At 63.0% G+C, this 22,016-nt stretch carries 16 protein-coding genes and 2 riboswitches; of the genes, 9 read left to right on the forward strand and 7 right to left on the reverse strand.

Going from position 1 to position 22,016, the window contains the following annotated elements:
* Positions 1 to 60 precede the first annotated feature (60 nt).
* On the forward strand, positions 61 to 1,011 hold the full coding sequence (locus ACODSV_RS19220) for a DUF1853 family protein (protein ID WP_150054698.1): 951 nt from the start codon (positions 61 to 63) through the stop codon (positions 1,009 to 1,011).
* A 124-nt stretch (positions 1,012 to 1,135) separates the two neighbouring features.
* Here ACODSV_RS19220 and ACODSV_RS19225 read toward each other — a convergent pair whose 3' ends face one another.
* The 4 genes from ACODSV_RS19225 to cobW all read right to left on the reverse strand — a co-directional run bounded on the left by ACODSV_RS19225 (position 1,136) and on the right by cobW (position 7,734).
* On the reverse strand, positions 1,136 to 1,738 hold the full coding sequence (locus ACODSV_RS19225; RefSeq protein WP_150056582.1) for a vWA domain-containing protein: 603 nt from the start codon (positions 1,736 to 1,738) through the stop codon (positions 1,136 to 1,138).
* Positions 1,739 to 1,791: 53 nt separating this feature from the next.
* On the reverse strand, positions 1,792 to 2,790 hold the full coding sequence (locus ACODSV_RS19230; protein ID WP_150056581.1) for a magnesium chelatase ATPase subunit I: 999 nt from the start codon (positions 2,788 to 2,790) through the stop codon (positions 1,792 to 1,794).
* A 111-nt stretch (positions 2,791 to 2,901) separates the two neighbouring features.
* The gene (gene cobN, locus ACODSV_RS19235) at positions 2,902 to 6,663 is read right to left on the reverse strand and encodes a cobaltochelatase subunit CobN (RefSeq protein WP_024075130.1); all 3,762 of its coding nucleotides are present in this window, start codon (positions 6,661 to 6,663) and stop codon (positions 2,902 to 2,904) included.
* Between the two features lie 3 nt (positions 6,664 to 6,666).
* The gene (gene cobW / locus ACODSV_RS19240) at positions 6,667 to 7,734 is read right to left on the reverse strand and encodes a cobalamin biosynthesis protein CobW (RefSeq protein WP_150054635.1); all 1,068 of its coding nucleotides are present in this window, start codon (positions 7,732 to 7,734) and stop codon (positions 6,667 to 6,669) included.
* A gap of 92 nt (positions 7,735 to 7,826) precedes the next feature.
* A riboswitch (cobalamin riboswitch) is annotated at positions 7,827 to 8,026 on the reverse strand.
* 41 nt (positions 8,027 to 8,067) lie between these two features.
* Positions 8,068 to 8,272, forward strand: a riboswitch (cobalamin riboswitch).
* A 96-nt stretch (positions 8,273 to 8,368) separates the two neighbouring features.
* Here cobW and ACODSV_RS19245 point away from each other — a divergent pair.
* The 4 genes from ACODSV_RS19245 (at position 8,369) to cobM (ending at position 10,479) form a co-directional block, all read left to right on the forward strand.
* The gene (locus ACODSV_RS19245) at positions 8,369 to 8,557 is read left to right on the forward strand and encodes a CbtB domain-containing protein (RefSeq protein WP_024075128.1); all 189 of its coding nucleotides are present in this window, start codon (positions 8,369 to 8,371) and stop codon (positions 8,555 to 8,557) included.
* Between the two features lie 11 nt (positions 8,558 to 8,568).
* Positions 8,569 to 9,273: a CbtA family protein gene (locus tag ACODSV_RS19250; protein ID WP_041160918.1), complete on the forward strand. Its 705-nt coding sequence runs from the start codon at positions 8,569 to 8,571 to the stop codon at positions 9,271 to 9,273.
* Positions 9,270 to 9,662 (forward strand): cobalamin biosynthesis protein, encoded by a 393-nt coding sequence (locus ACODSV_RS19255; RefSeq protein WP_150054634.1) that lies wholly within the window; start codon positions 9,270 to 9,272, stop codon positions 9,660 to 9,662. The genes ACODSV_RS19250 and ACODSV_RS19255 overlap by 4 nt, the downstream gene beginning before the upstream one ends.
* 70 nt (positions 9,663 to 9,732) lie before the next feature.
* The gene (gene cobM / locus ACODSV_RS19260) at positions 9,733 to 10,479 is read left to right on the forward strand and encodes a precorrin-4 C(11)-methyltransferase (protein WP_150054633.1); all 747 of its coding nucleotides are present in this window, start codon (positions 9,733 to 9,735) and stop codon (positions 10,477 to 10,479) included.
* Positions 10,480 to 10,916: 437 nt separating this feature from the next.
* On the opposite strand, the gene nfuA is transcribed toward cobM, so the two are convergent.
* Complete coding sequence (gene nfuA / locus ACODSV_RS19265; RefSeq protein ID WP_003190728.1) at positions 10,917 to 11,501, reverse strand: Fe-S biogenesis protein NfuA; 585 nt, start codon at positions 11,499 to 11,501, stop codon at positions 10,917 to 10,919.
* Between the two features lie 94 nt (positions 11,502 to 11,595).
* Entirely contained in the window at positions 11,596 to 13,890 is a 2,295-nt protein-coding gene (locus tag ACODSV_RS19270) for a fatty acid cis/trans isomerase (protein ID WP_069075866.1), read from the reverse strand.
* Between the two features lie 164 nt (positions 13,891 to 14,054).
* On the opposite strand from ACODSV_RS19270, the gene metH reads away from it, so the two are divergent.
* Together metH and ACODSV_RS19280 are read left to right on the forward strand one after the other, a co-directional pair.
* Entirely contained in the window at positions 14,055 to 17,765 is a 3,711-nt protein-coding gene (gene metH, locus ACODSV_RS19275; protein WP_150055964.1) for a methionine synthase, read from the forward strand.
* A 61-nt stretch (positions 17,766 to 17,826) separates the two neighbouring features.
* Positions 17,827 to 18,045, forward strand: coding sequence for a DUF2970 domain-containing protein (locus ACODSV_RS19280; RefSeq protein ID WP_150055965.1), 219 nt, complete (start codon positions 17,827 to 17,829; stop codon positions 18,043 to 18,045).
* Here the strand turns inward: ACODSV_RS19280 and ACODSV_RS19285 are convergent.
* Complete coding sequence (locus ACODSV_RS19285; protein WP_150055966.1) at positions 18,042 to 19,109, reverse strand: ABC transporter substrate-binding protein; 1,068 nt, start codon at positions 19,107 to 19,109, stop codon at positions 18,042 to 18,044. The two genes, ACODSV_RS19280 and ACODSV_RS19285, sit on opposite strands and share 4 nt — an antisense overlap.
* A gap of 422 nt (positions 19,110 to 19,531) precedes the next feature.
* On the opposite strand from ACODSV_RS19285, the gene ACODSV_RS19290 reads away from it, so the two are divergent.
* Positions 19,532 to 21,190 (forward strand): nitrite/sulfite reductase, encoded by a 1,659-nt coding sequence (locus ACODSV_RS19290; protein ID WP_150055967.1) that lies wholly within the window; start codon positions 19,532 to 19,534, stop codon positions 21,188 to 21,190.
* Entirely contained in the window at positions 21,174 to 21,668 is a 495-nt protein-coding gene (locus ACODSV_RS19295) for a DUF934 domain-containing protein (protein WP_024075118.1), read from the forward strand. The genes ACODSV_RS19290 and ACODSV_RS19295 overlap by 17 nt, the downstream gene beginning before the upstream one ends.
* Positions 21,669 to 22,016: the final 348 nt, after the last annotated feature.

Consider the following 22,016-nt stretch of genomic DNA (forward strand, 5'->3'; position numbering starts at 1 on the left):
AAACCTTGATGACAACGCTTCTCAGCCACCTGACCCAGCGTAAAAGGCTATGCTCGGACCATGACTCTGTTCCCCGACTTGCACAACCTGCCCCGCCAGCTGCGCCACCCCGAGGTGCGCGACCTGGCATGGGTGATGCTCGCCCCGCCGATGCTCGCGCAAACGCCTTGGCCGCAACGCCATCCGCTGGCGGGCAGTGACTGGGTGCAGGCGCCCGACCGCCTCGAACAGTGGCTGCGGCAATTGGACCAGGACAGCAGCGCCTTGCAGCATTGGTTGAACCTGTCACGCACCCGGCGCCTGGGCTTGTACTACGAGCGTCTGTGGCAGTTCGCCGTGCAGCATGCGCCGGGCGTGGAACTGCTCGCCGCCAACCTGCCGATCCGCCGCGCCGGGCATACCCTGGGCGAACTGGACATGCTGCTGCGCGACCGCGAAGGCGTGCACCACTTGGAACTGGCGATCAAGCTCTACCTCGGCCCGCAGGACGGCGATGGCCTGGACACCGCGCAATGGTTGGGCCCAGGCTGTCATGATCGGCTGGACCGCAAGCTGGCGCACCTGGCCCAGCATCAATTGCCGATCTCGGCACGGCCGGAAAGCCGCCAAGCCTTGGCGGCGCTGGATATCCAGCAGTTCGATGCGCATTTATGGCTCGGCGGCTACCTGCTGTATCCCTGGCCGGGCCAGGCCGAACCGCCCCGCGGCGCCCACCCCCAGCATCTGCGTGGGCGTTGGCTGCACCAGCGCGATTGGCGCGACTTTATCAGCACCCGCCCACCCGGCCGCTGGCAACCCCTGCCCCGGCACGCGTGGCTGGCGCCGGCGCATTACCCTGGGAGTGAGGTATGGAGCGAGGAACAGATGCAGGGATGGCTGACGGAACTCAACCCGATGGCACCGGCGCAGTTGCTGGTACGGCTGGTGCAGAGCGGAGAGGATTGGGAGGAAGCCGAGCGCTTGTTTCTGGTGGCGGATCTTTGGCCGAATGTGCCGGGGGCTGGCGGATAGATTGGGGGGTGTCTGTGAGAGCCTCATCGGGGGCAAGCCCCCCTCCCACACTGACCGCATTCCAAATGCCTGTACTCGGTCAAATGTGGGAGGGGGCTTGCCCCCGATAGCGGCGACCCAGGCACTACAACCTATCGATATGCCGATACTCCAACTGCAACCCCACCGCCAACTCCTGGGCGCGCCCCAACCTGATCGGCCCGCGCTCGATATCCACCAGCAACCCCGCACACGCCAATAACGGCAACCCAGCAATGTCCTTGAGTCGCCCATCCGTGATCACCAGCACACGCTGCTGCTCAGTCGGATAACGCTTGCGCCGCGCCATCAGCCAATGCCCGGCCTCGGTCAACGCCGCCAGCAACGGCGTCCCCCCGCCTGCCCCCAATTGCTCCAACCAACCTGCCAGGCTTTTCGCCGCCTTGAGCCCCTGCACCTGCCATTTGGGCGACTGCCCGCTGGCCGTCAGCAATGCCATGCGTGCGCGCTGTCGATAAGCGTCATCAAACAGTTGCGCCAGCACGCCCTTGGCATCGGTCAACGCGCGGTGCCGCCGAGTGGAGGCCGATGCATCGACGATCACCAGCCACAACTCATGGGCCGAACGGCTGCGCAGGTGAAACAGCAGGTCGTCACGGCACTGCGGACGACCACCGAGCAAGGTGCCCGGCCAGTTGATTGTGCCCTGCCTGGCACTGCGCGCCTTGCCGTGCCGGCCTTTCTCCAGTCGCCCCGCCTTGGGTCGCGCATCCGCCCCCGTGCCAGGTCGAGGGCGGATGCCTAGAGCTTTTTTGGCCAGGTGGGTACTTCTCGGCGAGCGCCTGTGGGCAGGGCCGGTGCAGGCATGTCGCCCCATTGACCTTGGCCGGGTGCGGTGTCCGTGCGGCTTGCTGACGGACCTTCATGGGGTGGGCTGGCCGGTGCGGATGGCCCCTGGCGACGATGGCGCAAGGCAAATTCGGCCACGGCGTCGATATCTTCCTCGGCGATGGCGGAGGCCCCACGCCACGCCGCATGGGCCCGTGCGCCACGCAGCCACACCAGGTCGGCGCGCAGGCCATCGACCCCGGCGGCAAAACAGCGCTCGGTAATCTGCGCCAACGCCTGGTCATCCAGTGGGATACTGTCGAGCCGCGCCCGCGCCTGGGTGCAACGCTCGCGCAAGGCTGCCTGCGGTTCAGCCCACTGTGCGCAGAACGCAGCGGGGTCGCTGTCGAAATCCAGGCGACGGCGGATGATCTGCCCGCGCTCGGCCGGCAAGGTGTGCCCGCTCAACGCCACGTTGAAACCGAAGCGGTCGAGCAACTGCGGACGCAGCTCGCCCTCCTCCGGGTTCATGGTGCCGATCAGTACAAAGCGCGCCGAATGCCGGTGGGAAATACCATCGCGTTCGATCAGGTTGGTGCCGCTGGCCGCCACATCCAGCAGCAGGTCGACCAGATGATCAGCCAACAAGTTGACTTCATCGACATACAACACACCGCCATCGGCCTTGGCCAGCACGCCAGGGGAAAACTGCGCGCGACCTTCGCCCAGTGCGGCGTCCAGGTCCAGGGTGCCCACCAACCGTTCTTCGGTGGCGCCCAGGGGCAAGGTGACAAACTGACCGCTGGCCAACAGGTCTGCCAGGCCACGGGCCAGGGTGGACTTGGCCATGCCACGCGGGCCTTCGATCAGCACGCCGCCGATCCTGGGGTCGATGGCGGTCAGGCACAGCGCCAGTTTCAGGTTTTCGGCGCCGACCACGGCGGACAGCGGGAAATGGGGAATATCAGTCATCCGGGCTCTCTATTAATTCTGCTGTGCAGGCACCTTGTGGCGAGCGGGCTTGCCACAACAAGCCCGATTGCCACAACAGCCTGGCTTGCCACAGCAAGGGCATCTCGTGTTCTAACTGTCTTCTTCTATATCCAGCAACAGGTTTTCCAGGGCTTCACGGTACGCCCCCGGCGCCTGCCACATGCCCCGCTGCTGGGCTTCGAGCATGCGCTCGGTCATGTCGCGCAGGGCATCCGGGTTGTGCTGCTGCACAAACGCCCGGGTATCGGGGTCGAGCAGGTAGGCGTCGGCGAGCAAGGCGTATTGGTGATCGTCGATCAACGCGGTGGTGGCGTCGAAGGCAAACAGGTTGTCCACGGTCGCCGCCATCTCGAACGCACCTTTATAGCCGTGGCGCTTCACGCCTTCGATCCACTTGGGGTTGGCGGCGCGGGAACGGATCACCCGGTTCAGCTCTTCCTTCAAGGTACGCACCCTGGGCAAATCCGGCTGGCTGTGGTCGCCATGGTAGCTGGCGGCCTTGTCGCCACTCAGGGTTTCCACGGCGGCAAGCATGCCACCCTGGAACTGGTAGTAGTCATTTGAATCGAGCAGGTCATGCTCGCGGTTGTCCTGGTTCTGCAACACCGCCTGCACCTGGCTCAGTCGCTGGGCGAACTGCTCGCGGGCGGCGGTGCCTTCATCGCCAGCGCCGTAAGCATAGCCGCCCCAGTTCAGGTAGACCTCGGCCAGGTCCTCGCGGCTTTGCCACAGGCGGCCGTCGATCGCACCCTGCACGCCTGCGCCATAGGCACCGGGCTTGGCGCCAAAGATGCGCCAGCCAGCCTGCTTCGCCGCCGCCTCTTCGTCCAGGCCCGACTCAAGCAACGCCGCACGCTCGCTGCGCACCTTGGCCGCCAGCGGGTTCATGTCGTCCGGTTCATCCAGCGCCGCCACCGCCTGCACTGCGGCGTCGAACAGGCGGATCAGGTTAGCGAAGGCATCGCGAAAGAACCCGGAAACCCGCAGCGTGACGTCGACGCGCGGGCGATCCAGCAGGCTGATCGGCAGGATTTCAAAATCATCCACGCGCTGGCTGCCCGTGGCCCACACCGGGCGCACGCCCATCAGCGCCATGGCCTGGGCGATATCGTCGCCGCCGGTACGCATGGTGGCGGTGCCCCACACCGACAGGCCAAGCTGGCGCAGGTGGTCGCCATGGTCCTGCAAATGCCGCTCGAGAATCAGGTTGGCCGATTGAAAACCGATGCGCCAGGCTGTGGTGGTCGGCAGGTTACGCACGTCCACGGTAAAAAAGTTACGCCCGGTGGGCAGCACGTCCAGGCGCCCCCGGCTCGGCGCGCCACTAGGCCCGGCGGGCACAAAGCGACCACTCAAGGCATCCAGCAGGCCACGCATTTCGGCGGGGCCACAAGCATCCAGGCGCGGCGCCACGACGATGCGCAGGCTTTCGATGACCGCTTTCACAGCCTCCCAACCCGGTTCTTCCAACTGTTCGAGCGGGCCTTCCAGCGCCTGCTCGATCAAGCGCGCTGCGTAGCGCTCCAGGCGCTCGCGGGTGTCGCCGGCGGTACGCCATGACTGTGGATCGATCGTTTGCAGGACCTGGGGCCGGCGACCGGTCCACGGCTCGGCCAAGGCGCAGTCCAGCGGATCGAAACCCAGCTCGAACGCCTTGGCCAATACGCGCAGCAAACTCGATTGCGGGCCACGCCCGTCGCCACGCGGGATGCGCAGCAACGCCAATAAGGTATCGATACGCAAGCGGCCTGCGGGCGACTCGCCAAACACATGCAGGCCATCGCGTATCTGCGATTCCTTCAAGTCACACAGGTAGGTATCCAGGCGCGGCAACCAGATCGCCGCGTCGGCGTCGCTGTCCAGTTCCAGTTCCTGGTCGATGCGGGTTTCGCGCACCAGCTTGAGGATGTCTTTTTGCAGCTCACGGGCGCGGCGCGGGTCGAGCAATTGCGCCTCGTAGTATTCGTCGGCCAACAGCTCTAGGTCGCGCAACGGCCCATAGGTTTCGGCACGGGTCAGCGGCGGCATCAGGTGATCGATGATCACCGCCTGGGTGCGGCGCTTGGCTTGGGCGCCCTCGCCCGGGTCGTTGACGATAAACGGGTAGATATTCGGCAGCGGGCCCAGCAACGCGTCGGGCCAGCAGTTTTCCGACAGCCCCACGCCCTTGCCCGGCAGCCATTCCAGGTTGCCGTGCTTGCCGACATGGATCACGCCGTGGGCGCCGTAGGTGTGGCGCAACCAGAAGTAAAACGCCAGGTAAGCATGCGGCGGTACCAGGTCCGGGTCGTGATACACCGCGCTGGCGTCCACCTGGTAGCCGCGTGCGGGCTGGATACCGACGAACGTCTGGCCCAGGCGCAGGCCGGCAATCATCAGGCGGCCGTCGCGACACATCGGGTCGTTGTCGGGCGAGCCCCAGCGCGCCAGTACCGCTTGGCGGTTGGCCTCGGGCAAGCGGCTGAACATCACCGCGTAGTCGTCCAGCCCCAGGCTTTGGTGGCAGGGGCGCAGGTCGAGGCTGTCCAGGTCGTTGGTGACACCGCCGAGCAGTTCATGGATCAGCGCCGTGCCGCTGTCGGGAAGCGTCTCCGGCACCGGGTAACCTTCGCTGTGCAGGGCGCGCAGGATATTCAGCGCGGCGGCCGGGGTATCCAGGCCCACGCCGTTGCCGATGCGGCCATCACGGGTCGGGTAGTTGGCCAGGATCAGCGCGATACGCTTATCCCCATTCGGCACCCGCGCCAGTTCGACCCAACGTCGCGCCAGTTCGGCAACAAAGTCCATACGCTCGGGCGCGGCGCGGTAGCACACCACGTCCGACTGGCTGCGCTCACTGCGCCAGGCCAGGTCCTTGAAGCTGATCGGCCGGCTGATAATCCGCCCGTCCAGCTCCGGCAAGGCAATGTGCATCGCCAGGTCGCGCGGGCCGAGGCCTTGTTCGCTGGCTTGCCAGCCGGGTTGGTTGTCCTGGGCGCAGATCGCCTGGATCACCGGGATATTGCGGCGAAACGGGCGTAGATGGGGGGCTTCGGGGCTGGATTGGGCAAAGCCGGTGGTGTTCAGAATCACCGCCGCATTGACTTCATCCAGCCAATCCTCGACCACCGCCAGGCAGCCGGGCTCTTTCAAACTGGCCACCGCCACCGGCAACGGGTTAAGGCCCGCTGCCTGCAAACGCTGGCAGAACACATCGATAAAGCCGGTATTGGCCGCCTGCAAATGAGAGCGATAGAACAGCACCGCCGCCACCGGAAACTCCGGGTGCCACTCCATTTGCCAGTCATTGAGGCGGGCATTGGCCTGATGCGGGTGATAAATCGCAGTGCGCGGCAGAGTGTGTGGCTCGGCCCAGGCGTAGTCACGCTGCAGATAAGCGCTGGCCAGGCAGCGATAAAAATCCAGGGCATTGCCCAGGCCACCCTGGCGCAGGTACTGCCACAAGCGGTCGCGGGCCTCAGCGGCCACGGTGCTGAGGCCGCTGAGTTCCGGGTCAGGGCGGTCATCACCGGGCACCAGGATCAACGTGACGCCGCGCTCGGCCAGCGCCACCAGGCGCTCGATACCGTAGCGCCAATACCCGATGCCACCATGCAGCGAAATCAGGATGACCTTGGCATGGCGCAGCACTTCATCGACATACAGATCGACCGAGGCGTGGTTCTGCACCTGCATGGGGTTGGCCAGGCGCAGGCTCGGGTAGTCCTCGGGCAACTGCTGGGCGGCTTCGGCCAGCAGCGCCAGGCTGGAATCGCCGCTGCACAGAATCACCAGCTCGGCGGGGGTTTGCCCCAGGTCGGCGATATTGTCGTCCGCGACGAAGCCGCCGGGTTGAGTCCTGAGCAGGTGCATGGGTTAAACGTTGAGCGCTGCGCGCAATTGCGCTTCGAGGCCGGCCGCGTCCAGCGCCTGGCCGATCAGCACCAGGCGCGTGATGCGTGCCTCGTCGGCCCCCCAGGCGCGGTCGAAGTGCTTGTCGAAACGCGTGCCCACGCCCTGGATCAGCAGGCGCATCGGCTTGTTCGGAATCGCCGCGAAGCCTTTGACACGCAGGATGCCGTGCTGCACCACCAACTGGGTCAGCGCGTCGAGCAGCAGCGCCTCATCGGCCTGAGGCAGGTCGATGGAGATGGAGTCGAACGCGTCGTGATCGTGGTCATGGTCGTCTTCACCGTCGTGGTGATGATCGTGATGGCTGTGGCGGCCGTCGATATGCTCTTCGGAGCCGGCGCCCAGGCCGATCAGCACGTCCAGGGGCAGGCGACCGCTGCTGGCTTCGACGATCTTCACCGCGGGTGGCAGCTCTTCGGCCACTTCCAGGCGCACGCGGGCCAGGTCCTCGGGGTTGATCATGTCGCACTTGTTGAGGATCACCAGGTCGGCGCTGGCCAACTGGTCGGCGAACAGTTCATGCAACGGGGATTCGTGGTCCAGGTTCGGATCAAGCTTGCGCTGGGCATCGACCTGGTCCGGGAAGGCGGCGAAGGTGCCGGCGGCCACCGCCGGGCTGTCGACCACGGTGATCACCGCGTCGACGGTGCAGGCGCTGCGGATTTCCGGCCACTGGAAGGCTTGCACCAGGGGCTTGGGCAAGGCCAGGCCCGAGGTTTCGATGAGGATATGGTCGAGGTCGCCGCGACGGGCCACCAGTTCGCGCATCACCGGAAAGAACTCTTCCTGGACGGTGCAGCACAGGCAGCCGTTCGCCAGTTCATACACGCGGCCGTTGGCTTCTTCCTCGGTGCAACCGATCGAGCATTGCTTGAGGATCTCACCGTCAATGCCCAACTCGCCGAATTCGTTGACGATCACCGCAATGCGACGGCCCTGGGCGTTGTCGAGCATGTGGCGCAGCAAGGTGGTTTTGCCCGAGCCGAGAAAGCCGGTAACGATAGTGACGGGAAGTTTGGCCAGTGTTTTCATCGGATGCCCTTGGGGGCGGGCATACGGGACGATAGGCCCTGCGTGGCGCGCAGCAGCAGATTTCGTCACCGGATCACCCCGCCCGGTTGAATTGGAAAATCGGTTGCGAGGCAGGTCTCCTGGCTTGGGGCTTGCGGATCTTGCGACCGGCGCTGGCTGCGCCTTCCCGCCGTAATGGCAGTGGCGTGGCAGTCAGATAAACCCTTCACAGTTGCGGGGGCAGCCGCGGCTTGAACCGCGTTCCCTTCTTAGCTTCGGCCTGGGCCGAAGAACCTCGAAGGTGCAAGGCTACAGGGGCTCGGTCAATTTGACTACCGTCGCTCTGCATGCTTTCCTACACGCCTTGTTTCGGGTGCCCTTCACAGGGTGAAACGGGAAACCGGTGAGTCATAGCCTTATGACCAGTCCGGTGCTGCCCCCGCAACGGTAAGCGAGTGAAGCGTCAGATCCACTGTGCCTGTACGGCATGGGAAGGCGACGCTTTATAGACCCAGTGTCCCTCGCAAGCCCGGAGACCGGCCCGAATAACATCAGATAACAAACCCGCGGTGGGCGGGCGCTGTTAAAACCCTGCGTGCCCGGCTCGCGGGGTTTGCATGCGCTCGTTTCACCCTGAACACGATAGGGACGCGCCATGTCGATCATCAGCAGCACTTCGCACACCGCCAGCAGTACCGCCACCCTCAGCCAACGCCTGACCGCCGCCATCGGCGCCTCGATCCTGGGCGCGTGCCTGGTGTATTTCGCCGGGTTCTCGCATATCGAGGCGGTGCACAACGCAGCCCACGATACCCGCCACAGCGCCGCGTTCCCGTGCCACTGAGACCTGCCGACATGATCAAACGTATTGCGCAAACCGCAGGGTTCACCGGCTTGCTGGCCGCCCTGCTGCTGACCCTGCTGCAAAGCTTCTGGGTCGCTCCGCTGATTCTGCAGGCGGAAACTTTCGAAAAGGCCCCGGCCGCGACTGAAGTCGTGCACGAGCATGCCGCTGGCGCCGCTGCGCACACCCACGACGCCGAAGCCTGGGAACCGGAAGACGGCTGGCAGCGCGTGCTGTCGACCACCGGCGGCAACCTGGTGGTCGCCGTCGGCTTCGCCCTGATGCTGGCCGGCCTCTATACCCTGCGCGCACCGACCCGCACGGCCCAAGGCTTGCTGTGGGGCCTGGCCGGCTACGCGACCTTTGTGTTGGCGCCGACCCTGGGCCTGCCGCCCGAGCTGCCGGGCACGGCCGCCGCCGACCTGGCGCAACGCCAGATCTGGTGGATCGGCACGGCCGCCTCCACTGCGGCCGGTATTGCGCTGTTGGTGTTCGGTGGCAACTGGCTGCTTAAAGGGCTGGGCGTGGCGATCCTCGTGGTGCCTCACGTAATCGGCGCCCCGCAGCCGCAAGTGCATTCGATGCTGGCGCCAGAGGCACTGGAAGCACAATTCAAGATCGCCTCGCAGTTGACCAACGTCGCCTTCTGGCTGGCCCTGGGCCTGATCAGCGCCTGGTTGTTTCGCCGCAACCGCGACGATCAATACTCGGCATGAAACTCGCGGTCGGCCTCGGTTGCCAGCGGGGCTGCGAATTGCACGCCCTGCTGGCGCTGTTTGACACGGCCCTCGCCGAAGCGGGTATCGAGCGCCAGCACATCACCGCACTGGCGAGTCTCGACCGCAAACAGGACGAGCCGGGGTTACTGGCCCTGGCGCGCAGGTTGAACCTGCCATTGCAGTGCTTCAGCGCCGAACAGTTGGCCGCGTATGAAGGCCGTCTGAGCCATAAATCAGCGGTCGCCTTTGCCCACACCGGCTGTTACGGCATCGCCGAAAGCGCCGCCCTGGCCCTGGCCGAACAGCTCTCCCCAGGCCCCGCCCGCTTGCTGATCACCCGCAAGAAAACCGCCCAGGCCACCTTTGCATTGGCCTGCGCCGGCTGAAAAATCGATAATTGCGTCTTCCGATCATGAGCAATCTTCATGCTCGCCCGTTTTTCGACAGGAATCCTCCATGACCGTCTACTTCATCGGTGCCGGCCCCGGCGACCCGGAATTGATCACTGTCAAAGGCCAACGGCTGATCCGCAGTTGCCCGGTGATCATCTATGCCGGTTCGCTGGTACCGGCGGCCGTGCTGGAGGGGCATCAAGCGCAACAGGTGGTCAACAGCGCCGAACTGCACCTGGAGCAGATCATCGAGCTGATCAAGGCCGCCCACGCCAACGGCCAGGATGTGGCGCGGGTGCATTCCGGCGATCCGAGCCTGTATGGGGCGATCGGCGAGCAGATTCGTCATCTGCGCGAGCTGGGCATCCCGTTCCAGATCATTCCGGGCGTGACCGCAGTCGCCGCCTGTGCCGCGCTGCTGGAGACCGAACTGACCTTGCCGGACATCGCCCAGAGCGTAATCCTGACCCGTTACGCCGATAAAACCCGCATGCCAGCCGGCGAGGACTTCGACAGCCTGGCCCGCCACGGCACCACCATGGCGATCCACCTGGGGGTCAACCACCTGGAGAAGATCGTCGCAGAGCTGCTGCCGCACTATGGCGCGGATTGCCCGATTGCCGTGGTGCACCGGGCAACCTGGCCGGATCAGGATTGGGCGGTGGGCACACTCAGCGATATTGCCGACAAAGTCGCCGCCAAGGGCTTTCGGCGTACGGCGCTGATCGTGGTGGGCCGGGTGCTGGCGAGTGACAGTTTCAGTGAGTCGTCGTTGTATCGGGCGGGGCATGCGCACCTTTATCGACCTTGATAATTCACTTTATAAAACTAAAACAATGCATTGATTTAAATTAACAAATGCAAAAAAAATGTGGGAGGGGGCTTGCCCCCGATGGCAGTGTGTCAGCCTGCTCAGGAGGCGACTGAGGCACCGCTATCGGGGGCAAGCCCCCTCCCACACTTGATCTTTCTTGCCAGGGAGATAGCGTCAGCAGTCGAGTTTGAATGTTTAATTCATCAACAACACACTGATTTAACTGAATAAATGCACAAAATGTGGGAGGGGGCTTGCCCCCGATGGCAGTGTGTCAGCCTGCTCAAGAAGCGACTGAGGCACCGCTATCGGGGGCAAGCCCCCTCCCACACTTGATCTTCGGCGTTAGATAGATTGCATAAATAGCTGAATTTTAAGAATAAAAAAAACGGCGCTCACGGGGCGCCGTTTTTTGTTCGCAGTGAACGCCTTACTCAGTAGTAGGCATTTTCTTTCTGCGTGTGGTCGGTCACGTCGCGTACGCCCTTGAGCTCCGGAATCCGCTCCAGCAGGGTGCGCTCGATGCCTTCGCGCAACGTCACGTCGGCCTGGCCGCAGCCCTGGCAGCCGCCACCAAACTTGAGCACGGCAATGCCGTCATCCACTACGTCGATCAAGCTGACCTGACCGCCGTGGCTGGCCAGCCCTGGGTTGATCTCGGTTTGCAGGTAGTAGTTGATACGCTCGTTGACCGGGCTGTCGGCGTTGACGTTCGGCACCTTGGCGTTCGGAGCCTTGATGGTCAATTGGCCGCCCATGCGGTCGGTGGCGTAATCCACCACGGCATCGTCAAGGAAGGCTTCGCTGAAGGCATCGATATACGCGGTGAAGCTTTTCAGCCCCAGGGCGGTGTCTTCCGGCTTTTCTTCACCGGGCTTGCAGTAGGCAATGCACGTCTCGGCATACTGGGTGCCAGGCTGGGTGATAAAGACGCGGATACCGATACCTGGGGTGTTCTGCTTGGACAGCAGGTCGGCCAGGTAATCGTGGGCGGCGTCGGTAATGGTTATGGCAGTCATGGAAACTCCTCACAGGCTTGCCGGCAGTTTACGCCAAAATATTACGCAGGTACAAAGTCCCAGTAATTTTGTCGGAAAAGACTCAACAGCCACGTCAGAGGTTTTCATAGCGGTTCATATCCAGCACCCCTTCTTCCACCGGCGTGGTTTCGCGGATGTAGGTCGACAGGTCATGGAAGTACTGCCAGAACTGCGGATGACTGCGACGTATGCCCCAGCGGTCGACAATCTTCTCGAAACCCTGGGCGTCCCTGGCGTCCTCCATGGCCGCGACGAACTCCGGCACTTGCTCGGCTGGCACATTGAACATGAAGTTCGGGTAGCTGCCGAGCACCCCTGGGTAGATCGTCAGCGTATCCAGGCCCGGCTGATAGCGATAAGCCTCACCCAGCATGAACGCCACATTACTGTGGGCACGGTTGCGCAGCAGGCTATAGACCTCCCGCTGGCCGCTGCGGGTTTCGACGCGCAGCATCGTCGCTTCAGGCAGTTGCCCAATGACCTTGAGCCCCGCCGCCGGGCGCGATGTCAGGCGACTCAGGGCCTGCTCGGCGTCGCGCAACGCCGGGTCGATCCCCGGCCGTGAGCAGTACGCGCCGGCACAACGATTGATCGGGTCCGGGGCGGCATTGAGGTCGCCATAGCGGGCCAGCAGCTGGTTGGCGAAGTCGCGCTTGGGGTCCTTTTCATCAAGCTTCAGGCCGGTGGGCTTATCGTCGTCGATCGACTCATAGTCCAGCCACAGCTTGACCTTGCCGCTGTTCTGGTACCAATCGTCGAGGAAATCATCCCGCGAGTTCGCCGGCATCAGGCGCAGGAAGTTCTGCTCGGCGCCATTGCGGATCAGGTCGAAGTACAGGCGAGTCTGGGCCTGGTGCGACACATTACCGAACACGTCAAAGTTGACCACCAGTTGGTAATAGGTGCGTTCGAGCAACGGATAGTCGAATAGCCACAGGGTCTGCGGCACCTCACCGATCAGGCCCTTGTTGACCGAGGCGCTGTCGAAGTGGCGGAAGATGCTCAACAGCGCATTGTCGTTGCCAGCCCACAGCGTCGACCAACTCGGTGCTGGCAGTTCGGCATAGCTGTCGCGACGCAGGGCTTCGTACTGGTTGCGCTTGTCGCGGTACTTGAGCCACAGGCTGAGCACACTGCCCACGTCGTCATTTTGCCCAGGCATCGCCAACAACGGCGTGGCCTGGCCGCGATAGCGAGCATCGGTGATGTACAGGTCATGATCGGGCGCCTGGAACAATGCCCAGAAATTGTCGCGGATCACATCCGTGGCAATCTGCCCCCGGCATACGGGCCCGCGGATGAAGGTGCGGACAAAATACTCGGCGTTATCCAGCATGAACTGGTAACGCGCCTGCGCCGGGATCGCCTCGAACGTCTCGAACGGGTTGGCACGGCGGCCAGGGCCGTAGCCCGGCAACGCACTGACCTGCCAGTCGCCGCTGTAGAACAGGGCTTTGACCCGTGCCATTTTCTGCGCGCTCAAGGGGTACGTGATGTGGGTCTTATGGACGATCACCCCTTGTATTGGCCACAGGCGGTAGTAAACACGAGTGCCGGGGTCGTCATTGGGGCGACGGGTGTTGATCAGGTCAATCGGCTGGCCGCTGGGCGTCCGTGAGCGCACCCACTGGAAGAAGTGCCCTGGCTCACCGCCTTCGAAATACAGATGCGCAATAAACAGGTGCTCAAACAACCAGCGGGCCACCAGGCTTTCCCGGGCGCCGGGGGCATTGAGCAGGTTCTCCCATTGCAGCACCTGCGCCGCTTCCTGGGCACTGGGCGCCACGCCTTGCTGGTCAATCGGCGCACCCGAGGCCAGCCAGCGTTGCAGGGTGTGGTATTGCTGGTCGCTCAAGCCGGTCACGGCCAGGGGCATGCCTTCGTTGGGGTGCGCGCCGGCATAAGCGTCGAACTCTCCGGGCAAGGGGCACATGTTCTCGCGGTTCAGCCCCAGCACGATGTCATCCGGCAGCTTGCCATTGGGTGCAAGCGGCGCGCGGTGCTGGCCGAGTTCGAGCATGCGCGCCATCAGGGCCGCCTGGCTGCCCTGGGCGTCGAGCACCGAACTGAAGCCTTCGCGCTGCCAGGCGGCCTTGCCAAAGGCGTCGTAGAACAGCCGCGTCGGCTTGGTCGCCTGGCTGCGCTCACCGTCGTAGACCAGCACCTTGGTCGCGCCACGGGCGGCCCCCTCGCCACTGCCCAGGTTCAACTGGCAGGCCGAGTCATAGCAGGCATGGCACGCCACACATTTCTCAGTAAAAATCGGTTGGATATCACGGGTGTAGGAAATCGCCGGGGCGGGATCCTGGGCCTGGGTGGTAGTGGCAAGCAGCATCAATGCAATGCTGATGAAGAAACGATACGGCATGAGCCTGGTCCCGATCTGAAGCCAAAATAAAAAAACCTGGGGATTCTACCGATCCGCCACCCGCGCCAACATGAACGATATTCATGCAAAACCTTGGCATGCTCCAAATCCGCACAGGTTTGTTATGATCCACGCCCTCCGTAATGCCTGACCAGAGTAGTCCCATGTCCGATCGTAGCGCTCGCCTGCAAGCCCTCCACCAAGCCCTCAAGGAACGCATCCTGATCCTCGACGGTGGCATGGGCACGATGATCCAGAGCTATAAGCTGGAGGAGCAAGACTATCGGGGTAAACGTTTCGCTGATTGGCCGAGCGACGTCAAAGGCAACAATGACCTGCTGGTGCTCACCCGCCCGGACGTGATCGGCGGGATCGAGAAGGCTTACCTGGATGCCGGGGCCGACATCCTTGAAACCAACACCTTCAACGCCACCCGCATCTCCATGGCCGACTACGGCATGGAAGCGCTGGCCTATGAACTGAACGTCGAAGGCGCACGCCTGGCGCGCAAGATCGCCGATGCCAAGACCGCCGAGAACCCGGCCAAGCCGCGTTTCGTTGCCGGTGTACTCGGCCCGACCAGCCGCACCTGCTCGCTGTCGCCCGATGTGAACAACCCCGGCTACCGCAACGTCACCTTCGATGAACTGGTGGAGAACTACACCGAGGCCACCAAGGGCCTGATCGAAGGCGGCGCCGACCTGATCCTGATCGAGACCATTTTCGACACCCTCAACGCCAAGGCCGCGATCTTCGCCGTGCAGGGGGTGTTCGAAGCGCTCGGTATCGAATTGCCGATCATGATCTCCGGCACCATCACCGACGCCTCCGGCCGCACCTTGTCGGGCCAGACCACCGAAGCGTTCTGGAACTCCGTCAGCCACGCCAAGCCGATTTCCGTGGGCCTGAACTGCGCCCTTGGCGCCAGCGAGCTGCGTCCGTACCTGGAAGAGTTGTCCAACAAGGCCAACACCCACGTTTCCGCGCACCCCAACGCCGGCCTGCCCAACGAATTCGGCGAGTACGACGAGCTGCCGTCACAAACCGCCAAGGTCATCGAGGAGTTCGCCCAGAGCGGTTTCCTCAACATCGTCGGCGGCTGCTGCGGCACCACGCCGGGGCATATCGAAGCCATTGCCAAGGCGGTGGCCGGCTACCCGCCACGGCAGATCCCGGACATCCCCAAGGCCTGCCGCCTGTCGGGCCTGGAGCCGTTCACCATCGACCGCCAGTCGTTGTTCGTCAACGTCGGCGAGCGCACCAACATCACCGGTTCCGCACGTTTTGCCCGCCTGATCCGTGAAGACAACTACACCGAAGCCCTGGAAGTCGCCCTGCAACAGGTGGAAGCCGGCGCCCAGGTGATCGACATCAACATGGACGAGGGCATGCTCGATTCGAAGAAGGCCATGGTGACCTTCCTCAACCTGATTGCCGGCGAGCCGGATATCTCCCGCGTACCGATCATGATCGACTCCTCCAAGTGGGAAGTGATCGAGGCCGGCCTCAAGTGCATCCAGGGCAAGGGCATCGTCAACTCCATCAGCATGAAGGAAGGCGTCGAGCAGTTCATTCACCACGCCAAGCTGTGCAAGCGCTACGGCGCGGCGGTGGTGGTGATGGCGTTCGACGAAGCCGGCCAGGCCGACACCGAAGCGCGCAAGAAGGAAATCTGCAAACGCTCCTACGACATCCTGGTCGATGAAGTCGGCTTCCCGCCGGAAGACATCATCTTCGACCCGAACATCTTCGCGGTCGCCACCGGTATCGAAGAACACAACAATTACGCCGTCGACTTTATCAACGCCTGTGCGTATATCCGCGACGAGCTGCCGTATGCGCTGACCTCGGGTGGCGTGTCCAACGTGTCGTTCTCGTTCCGTGGCAATAACCCGGTGCGCGAGGCGATCCACTCGGTATTCCTGCTGCATGCGATCCGCAACGGCCTGACCATGGGGATCGTCAACGCCGGCCAGTTGGAGATCTACGACCAGATCCCCACCGAACTGCGCGACGCCGTGGAAGACGTTGTACTTAACCGCACGCCGGACGGCACCGACGCCCTGCTGGCCATTGCCGACAAATACAAAGGCGACGGCAGCGTCAAGGAAGCCGAGACCGAGGAATGGCGCGGCTGGGACGTGAACAAGCGCCTGGAACATGCGCTGGTCAAGGGCATCACCACCCACATCGTCGAAGACACCGAGGAATCCCGGCAGTCGTTCGCGCGCCCGATCGAAGTGATCGAAGGCCCGCTGATGTCAGGCATGAACATCGTCGGCGACCTGTTCGGCGCCGGTAAAATGTTCCTGCCCCAGGTCGTGAAGTCCGCCCGCGTGATGAAGCAGGCCGTGGCGCACTTGATCCCGTTCATCGAACTGGAAAAAGGCGACAAGCCGGAAGCCAAGGGCAAGATCCTGATGGCGACCGTAAAGGGTGACGTGCACGACATCGGCAAGAACATCGTCGGCGTGGTGCTCGGTTGCAACGGCTATGACATCGTCGACCTCGGCGTGATGGTGCCGGCAGAGAAGATCCTGCAGGTGGCCAAGGAGCAGAAGTGCGACATTATCGGGCTGTCCGGCCTGATCACGCCGTCCCTGGACGAGATGGTGCATGTGGCCCGCGAGATGCAGCGCCAGGACTTCCACCTGCCCCTGATGATCGGCGGCGCGACCACCTCCAAGGCGCACACGGCGGTGAAGATCGAGCCCAAGTACAGCAACGATGCCGTGATCTACGTGACCGACGCCTCCCGCGCGGTGGGCGTGGCCACGCAACTGCTGTCCAAGGAGTTGAAGGCCGGCTTTGTCGAGAAGACCCGCCTGGAATACATCGACGTACGCGAACGCACCTCGAACCGCAGCGCGCGCACCGAGCGCCTGAGCTACCCGGCGGCCATCGCCAAGAAGCCACAGTTCGACTGGAGCAGTTACACACCGGTCAAGCCAACCTTCACCGGCACCAAGGTGCTGGACAATATCGACCTCAACGTCCTGGCCGAGTACATCGACTGGACGCCGTTCTTTATCTCCTGGGACCTGGCCGGCAAATTCCCACGCATACTCGAGGACGAAGTGGTCGGTGAAGCCGCCACTGCGCTGTACGCCGATGCCCGGGAAATGCTCAGGAAGCTGATCGACGAGAAGCTCATCAGCGCCCGCGCGGTGTTCGGTTTCTGGCCGACCAACCAGGTGCAGGACGACGACCTGGAAGTCTACGGCGACGATGGCCAGCCAATTGCGAAGCTGCACCACCTGCGCCAGCAGATCATCAAGACCGACGGCAAGCCGAATTTCTCCCTGGCCGACTTCGTCGCGCCCAAGGACAGCGGCGTGACCGACTACATCGGCGGCTTCATCACCACCGCCGGCATCGGCGCCGAAGAAGTCGCCAAGGCTTATCAGGACGCCGGCGACGACTACAACTCGATCATGGTCAAGGCCCTGGCCGACCGCCTGGCCGAGGCCTGCGCCGAGTGGCTGCACCAACAGGTGCGTAAGGAACACTGGGGTTATGCCAAGGACGAGCAACTGGACAACGACGCGCTGATCAAGGAGCAGTACAGCGGTATCCGCCCTGCCCCAGGCTACCCAGCGTGCCCGGACCACACCGAGAAGGCCCAGTTGTTCCAATTGCTCGACCCTGAAGCCCGCGAAATGCACGCCGGCCGCAGCGGCGTGTTCCTCACCGAGCACTACGCGATGTTCCCGGCGGCGGCGGTCAGCGGCTGGTACTTCGCCCACCCGCAGGCGCAGTACTTTGCCGTGGGCAAGATCGACAAGGACCAGGTGGCGAGCTACACCACGCGCAAAGGCCAGGACCTGGCCGTGACCGAGCGGTGGCTGGCGCCGAACCTGGGCTACGACAACTGACAACGCCTGAGTAGGCCGGATTGTCTATGCTGTCTGTCACACAACTTGTGTCGAGGGATGTATGGACGATCCAGCCAACAACAAGCCTCCTACCTTCTGGCAGATGCTTCACAGCGTAATGGCCGCCGCCTTCGGCGTGCAGAGTGGCAAGAATCGCGCCCGCGACTTCACCCACGGCAAGCCCAGCCATTTTGTGATCCTGGGCATCCTGTTCACGGCAGTGTTTGCCTTGACCTTGTTTGGGATCGTCAAGCTGGTGCTGCACCTGGCCGGCGTCTAGCGCAGCAACAGACGCAGGCTGAAGGGGTAACGATAGGACACCGGCTTGCCCTGGGCGGACAGCGCGCGAAAATTCACCGACGGTATCGGCCCCAACAAGCGCCGCGCCTGGCCGGCATCAATCAATTGGAATAACGCCAACTGACGGTCACGCCCGCCGTATGCGCCAATATCCACGCCCTTTGCATCATCATGGATCAGCACCATGGCCCAGCCGCCCACGGTGAAATGCCCGGCGACCAGGGACGACAAACGCCCGTCCAGGCGCGCCTGCAAGATCTCCGGCGAGCTGTTGACGGCACTGAACAGCGTGTCCTTGCCCGGTAAACGCCCACTGGCCTGGAGCGCCTGCATCGCGCCCAGCGCCATCTGATCGCTGGCCGACCACACCAATGCCGTCTGCGGGTAGCGCTTGAACAACTGCGTCGCTTGCTCGAAGGCGCGCTCGCGGTTCCATTCCCCGTAGACCAACTGACGCAGGCGCACCTCGGGATGCTCGGCCAGCGCTCGGCGCATGCCTTGTTCACGCAACTGCGCGACCGGCGTGGTCTTGACGCCGGAAAAGGCCAACAGGTCGAGGGATTGACCGGGCGCAACCGGGCCATGCTGGCGCAACAGGTCGCGAAGCATCAGGTAGCCAGCCTCTTCATCGTCAGCGACCAGGCTGCCGATCAAACGGATGCCACTGCGGGTTCCCAGCAATTGCACCTGGTCGGGGGTCAGCGCGCTGTTCACCACTAGCAGCTTCACGCCGCTGCCCTCGGCCATGCGCAGGATCTGCGGTGCAACGTATTGCTCATTCACCAGCACTAGGTAATCGGGCGGCTGGCCGCCTTGCAGTACCTCACGCGCCTGGAGCAGCGTGTTGTCGGCATTACGCTCGCCATAACGCACGCGCAATTCCAGGCCGAGGTCCTTGGCGGCGGCCTGCATGAATTGCGTGTAGCTGACCCAGAAGGTTTCCGTGGACATGCCCGGATTGAGAAACACCACCGACGTTGCATGAGCCATCACCCCATACGTCGATCCCAGCAACCAGACACACGTAATCAACACCTTCAACATGAATGTTTGAGCCTCGAAAATAGGCCGCCATGATAGTGGCAATGCCCAAACCAATCGAGGCTCAATCAAGGTCCTTTATTGGTGGCTGACCCAGAACACGGCAGTCCCCACCACCAGAATGATCAAAAACAGAATGGCCCAGGCATCAACGGTACTGTCAGGTTTACGGGCTTTTGTCGGATTGCTCATTGCATCGCCTCTTGTCAGTTTTATAGGTGATTGCACTCAAACACGATCACAGTAAAGTTCACGATTGCCCGCATGACAAATGTGGGTATCTCGATAACGGTTCTCATTAGTCAATTTGGTTATTTGCATATACTCAAACATCACTTTTGCGCATAAACGCAAACTGGTATCGTGCGCCGGCTCCGTTGGGAGTGCGCGGCCGTGCGCGCAGATTTGCCGAGAACAGGACCTATATGTACGTATACGACGAATACGATCAGCGCATCATCGAGGACCGCGTCAAGCAGTTCCGTGATCAGACCCGACGCTACCTAGCAGGTGAACTGAGCGAAGAAGAGTTCCGCCCTCTGCGCCTGCAAAATGGCCTTTATGTTCAGCGCTTTGCGCCGATGCTGCGGGTGGCCGTGCCCTATGGCCAACTGACTTCGCGCCAGACCCGCATGATGGCCAAGATTGCCCGCGACTACGACAAAGGCTATGCCCACATCAGTACCCGCCAGAACGTGCAGTTCAACTGGCCGGCGCTGGAAGATGTGCCGGATATCCTGGCTGAGCTGGCCACCGTGCAGATGCACGCCATTCAGACCAGCGGTAACTGCCTGCGCAACGTGACCACCGACCAATTCGCCGGGGTTGCCGCCGACGAGCTGATCGACCCACGCCCGTGGTGCGAAATCGTCCGTCAATGGACCACCTTCCACCCGGAATTCGCCTACCTGCCACGCAAGTTCAAGATCGCCATCAATGGCTCGACCTCGGACCGTGCAGCCATCGAAGTACACGATATCGGCCTGGAGCCGGTGTACAACGCGGCCGGCGAGCTGGGTTTCCGTGTACTGGTGGGTGGCGGCCTGGGCCGTACCCCGGTGGTGGGCGCGTTCATCAACGAGTTCCTGCCGTGGCAGGACCTGTTGAGCTACCTCGACGCCATCCTGCGGGTCTACAACCGCTACGGCCGTCGTGACAACAAATACAAGGCCCGGATCAAGATCCTGGTCAAGGCGCTGACCCCTGAGGTGTTCGCCCAGAAAGTCGATGCCGAGATGGAGCACCTGCGCGGTGGCCAGACCACCTTGACCGACGCCGAAGTGCACCGTGTGGCCAAGCACTTTGTCGACCCCGAGTACAAGGCCCTGAGCAATCAGGACGCCGAGCTCGCAGCGCTCGACCAGCAGCACCCAGGCTTTGCCCGCTGGCGCACGCGCAACACCCTGGCGCACAAAAAGCCGGGCTATGTGGCGGTGACCCTGTCGCTGAAACCAACCGGTGTTGCGCCGGGCGACATCACCGACAAGCAGCTGGACGCCGTGGCCGACCTGGCCGAGCGCTACAGCTTCGGCCAACTGCGCACCTCCCACGAGCAGAACATCATCCTCGCGGACGTTGAGCAGAGCCAACTGTTCACCCTGTGGGGCGAGCTGCGCGAAGGCGGTTTCGCCACGCCGAACATCGGCCTGTTGACCGACATCATCTGCTGCCCGGGCGGCGACTTCTGCTCCCTGGCCAACGCCAAGTCGATCCCGATTGCCGAATCGATCCAGCGCCGTTTCGACGACCTGGACTACCTGTTCGACATCGGCGAGCTGGACCTGAACATCTCCGGTTGCATGAACGCCTGTGGTCACCACCACGTCGGCCACATCGGCATCCTGGGCGTGGACAAGAAAGGCGAAGAATTCTACCAAGTGTCCCTGGGTGGCAGCGCCAGCCGCGATGCGAGCCTGGGCAAGATCCTCGGCCCGTCCTTCGCCCAGGAAGCCATGCCCGAGGTGATCGGCAAGCTGATCGACGTCTACATCGAACAGCGCACCGAAGATGAGCGTTTCATCGACACCTACCAGCGCATCGGCATTGACCTGTTCAAGGAGCGCGTCTATGCAGCGAATCATTAAGAACAACGAAGTCATCGATGAAACCTGGCACCTGCTGCCCAAGGACACGAGCTTCGACAGCATTTCCAATTGCGACGACCTGATCGTGCCTTTGGCCCTGTGGCGCGAACACGGCCACGCTCTCAAGGCCCGTGATGGTGGCCTGGGGGTGTGGCTGGACGCCGATGAAGAAGCCGAGGAAATCGGTGACGACGTGGAGCATTTCCAGGTCATCGCCCTGAACTTCCCAGCCTTTACCGATGGGCGCAACTACTCCAACGCACGTTTGCTGCGTGACCGTTACGGTTACAAAGGCGAACTGCGGGCGATTGGCGACGTGTTGCGCGACCAGTTGTTCTACCTGCACCGCTGCGGGTTCGATGCCTTCGCCTTGCGCGCCGACAAAGACCCGTACGCGGCGCTGGAAAGCCTCAAGGACTTCTCGGTGACGTACCAGGCTGCAACGGATGAGCCGCTGCCGCTGTTCCGGCGGCGCTGAGCTTCAAATGTGGGATTGCCGTGAGCTGACGACTCTCTAACGGATGCCCCGCGCTGAATGTGGGAGGGGGCTTGCCCCCGATGACGGCTTCCGGGCCGACCAGGATGTTGGATCAGCAAAACGCTCTTGCCCCACCACTCGGCACCTCACCCAGGCTCAGTGTGCCCGCACTCTTGTGGCTGTGGCTGTGGCTGTGGCGAGCGGGCTTGCCCCGCGTTGGGCTGCGAAGCAGCCCCAATAAGAGCGCTGCAGTGTGCCAGGCAGCTCCGGGGCAGTTTTTTGGGGCTGCTGCGCAGGCCAACGCGGGGCAAGCCCGCTCGCCACAACGGCCCGTTCGCCACCGTGCTA

The sequence above is a fragment of the Pseudomonas sp. FG86 genome, from assembly GCF_057808775.1.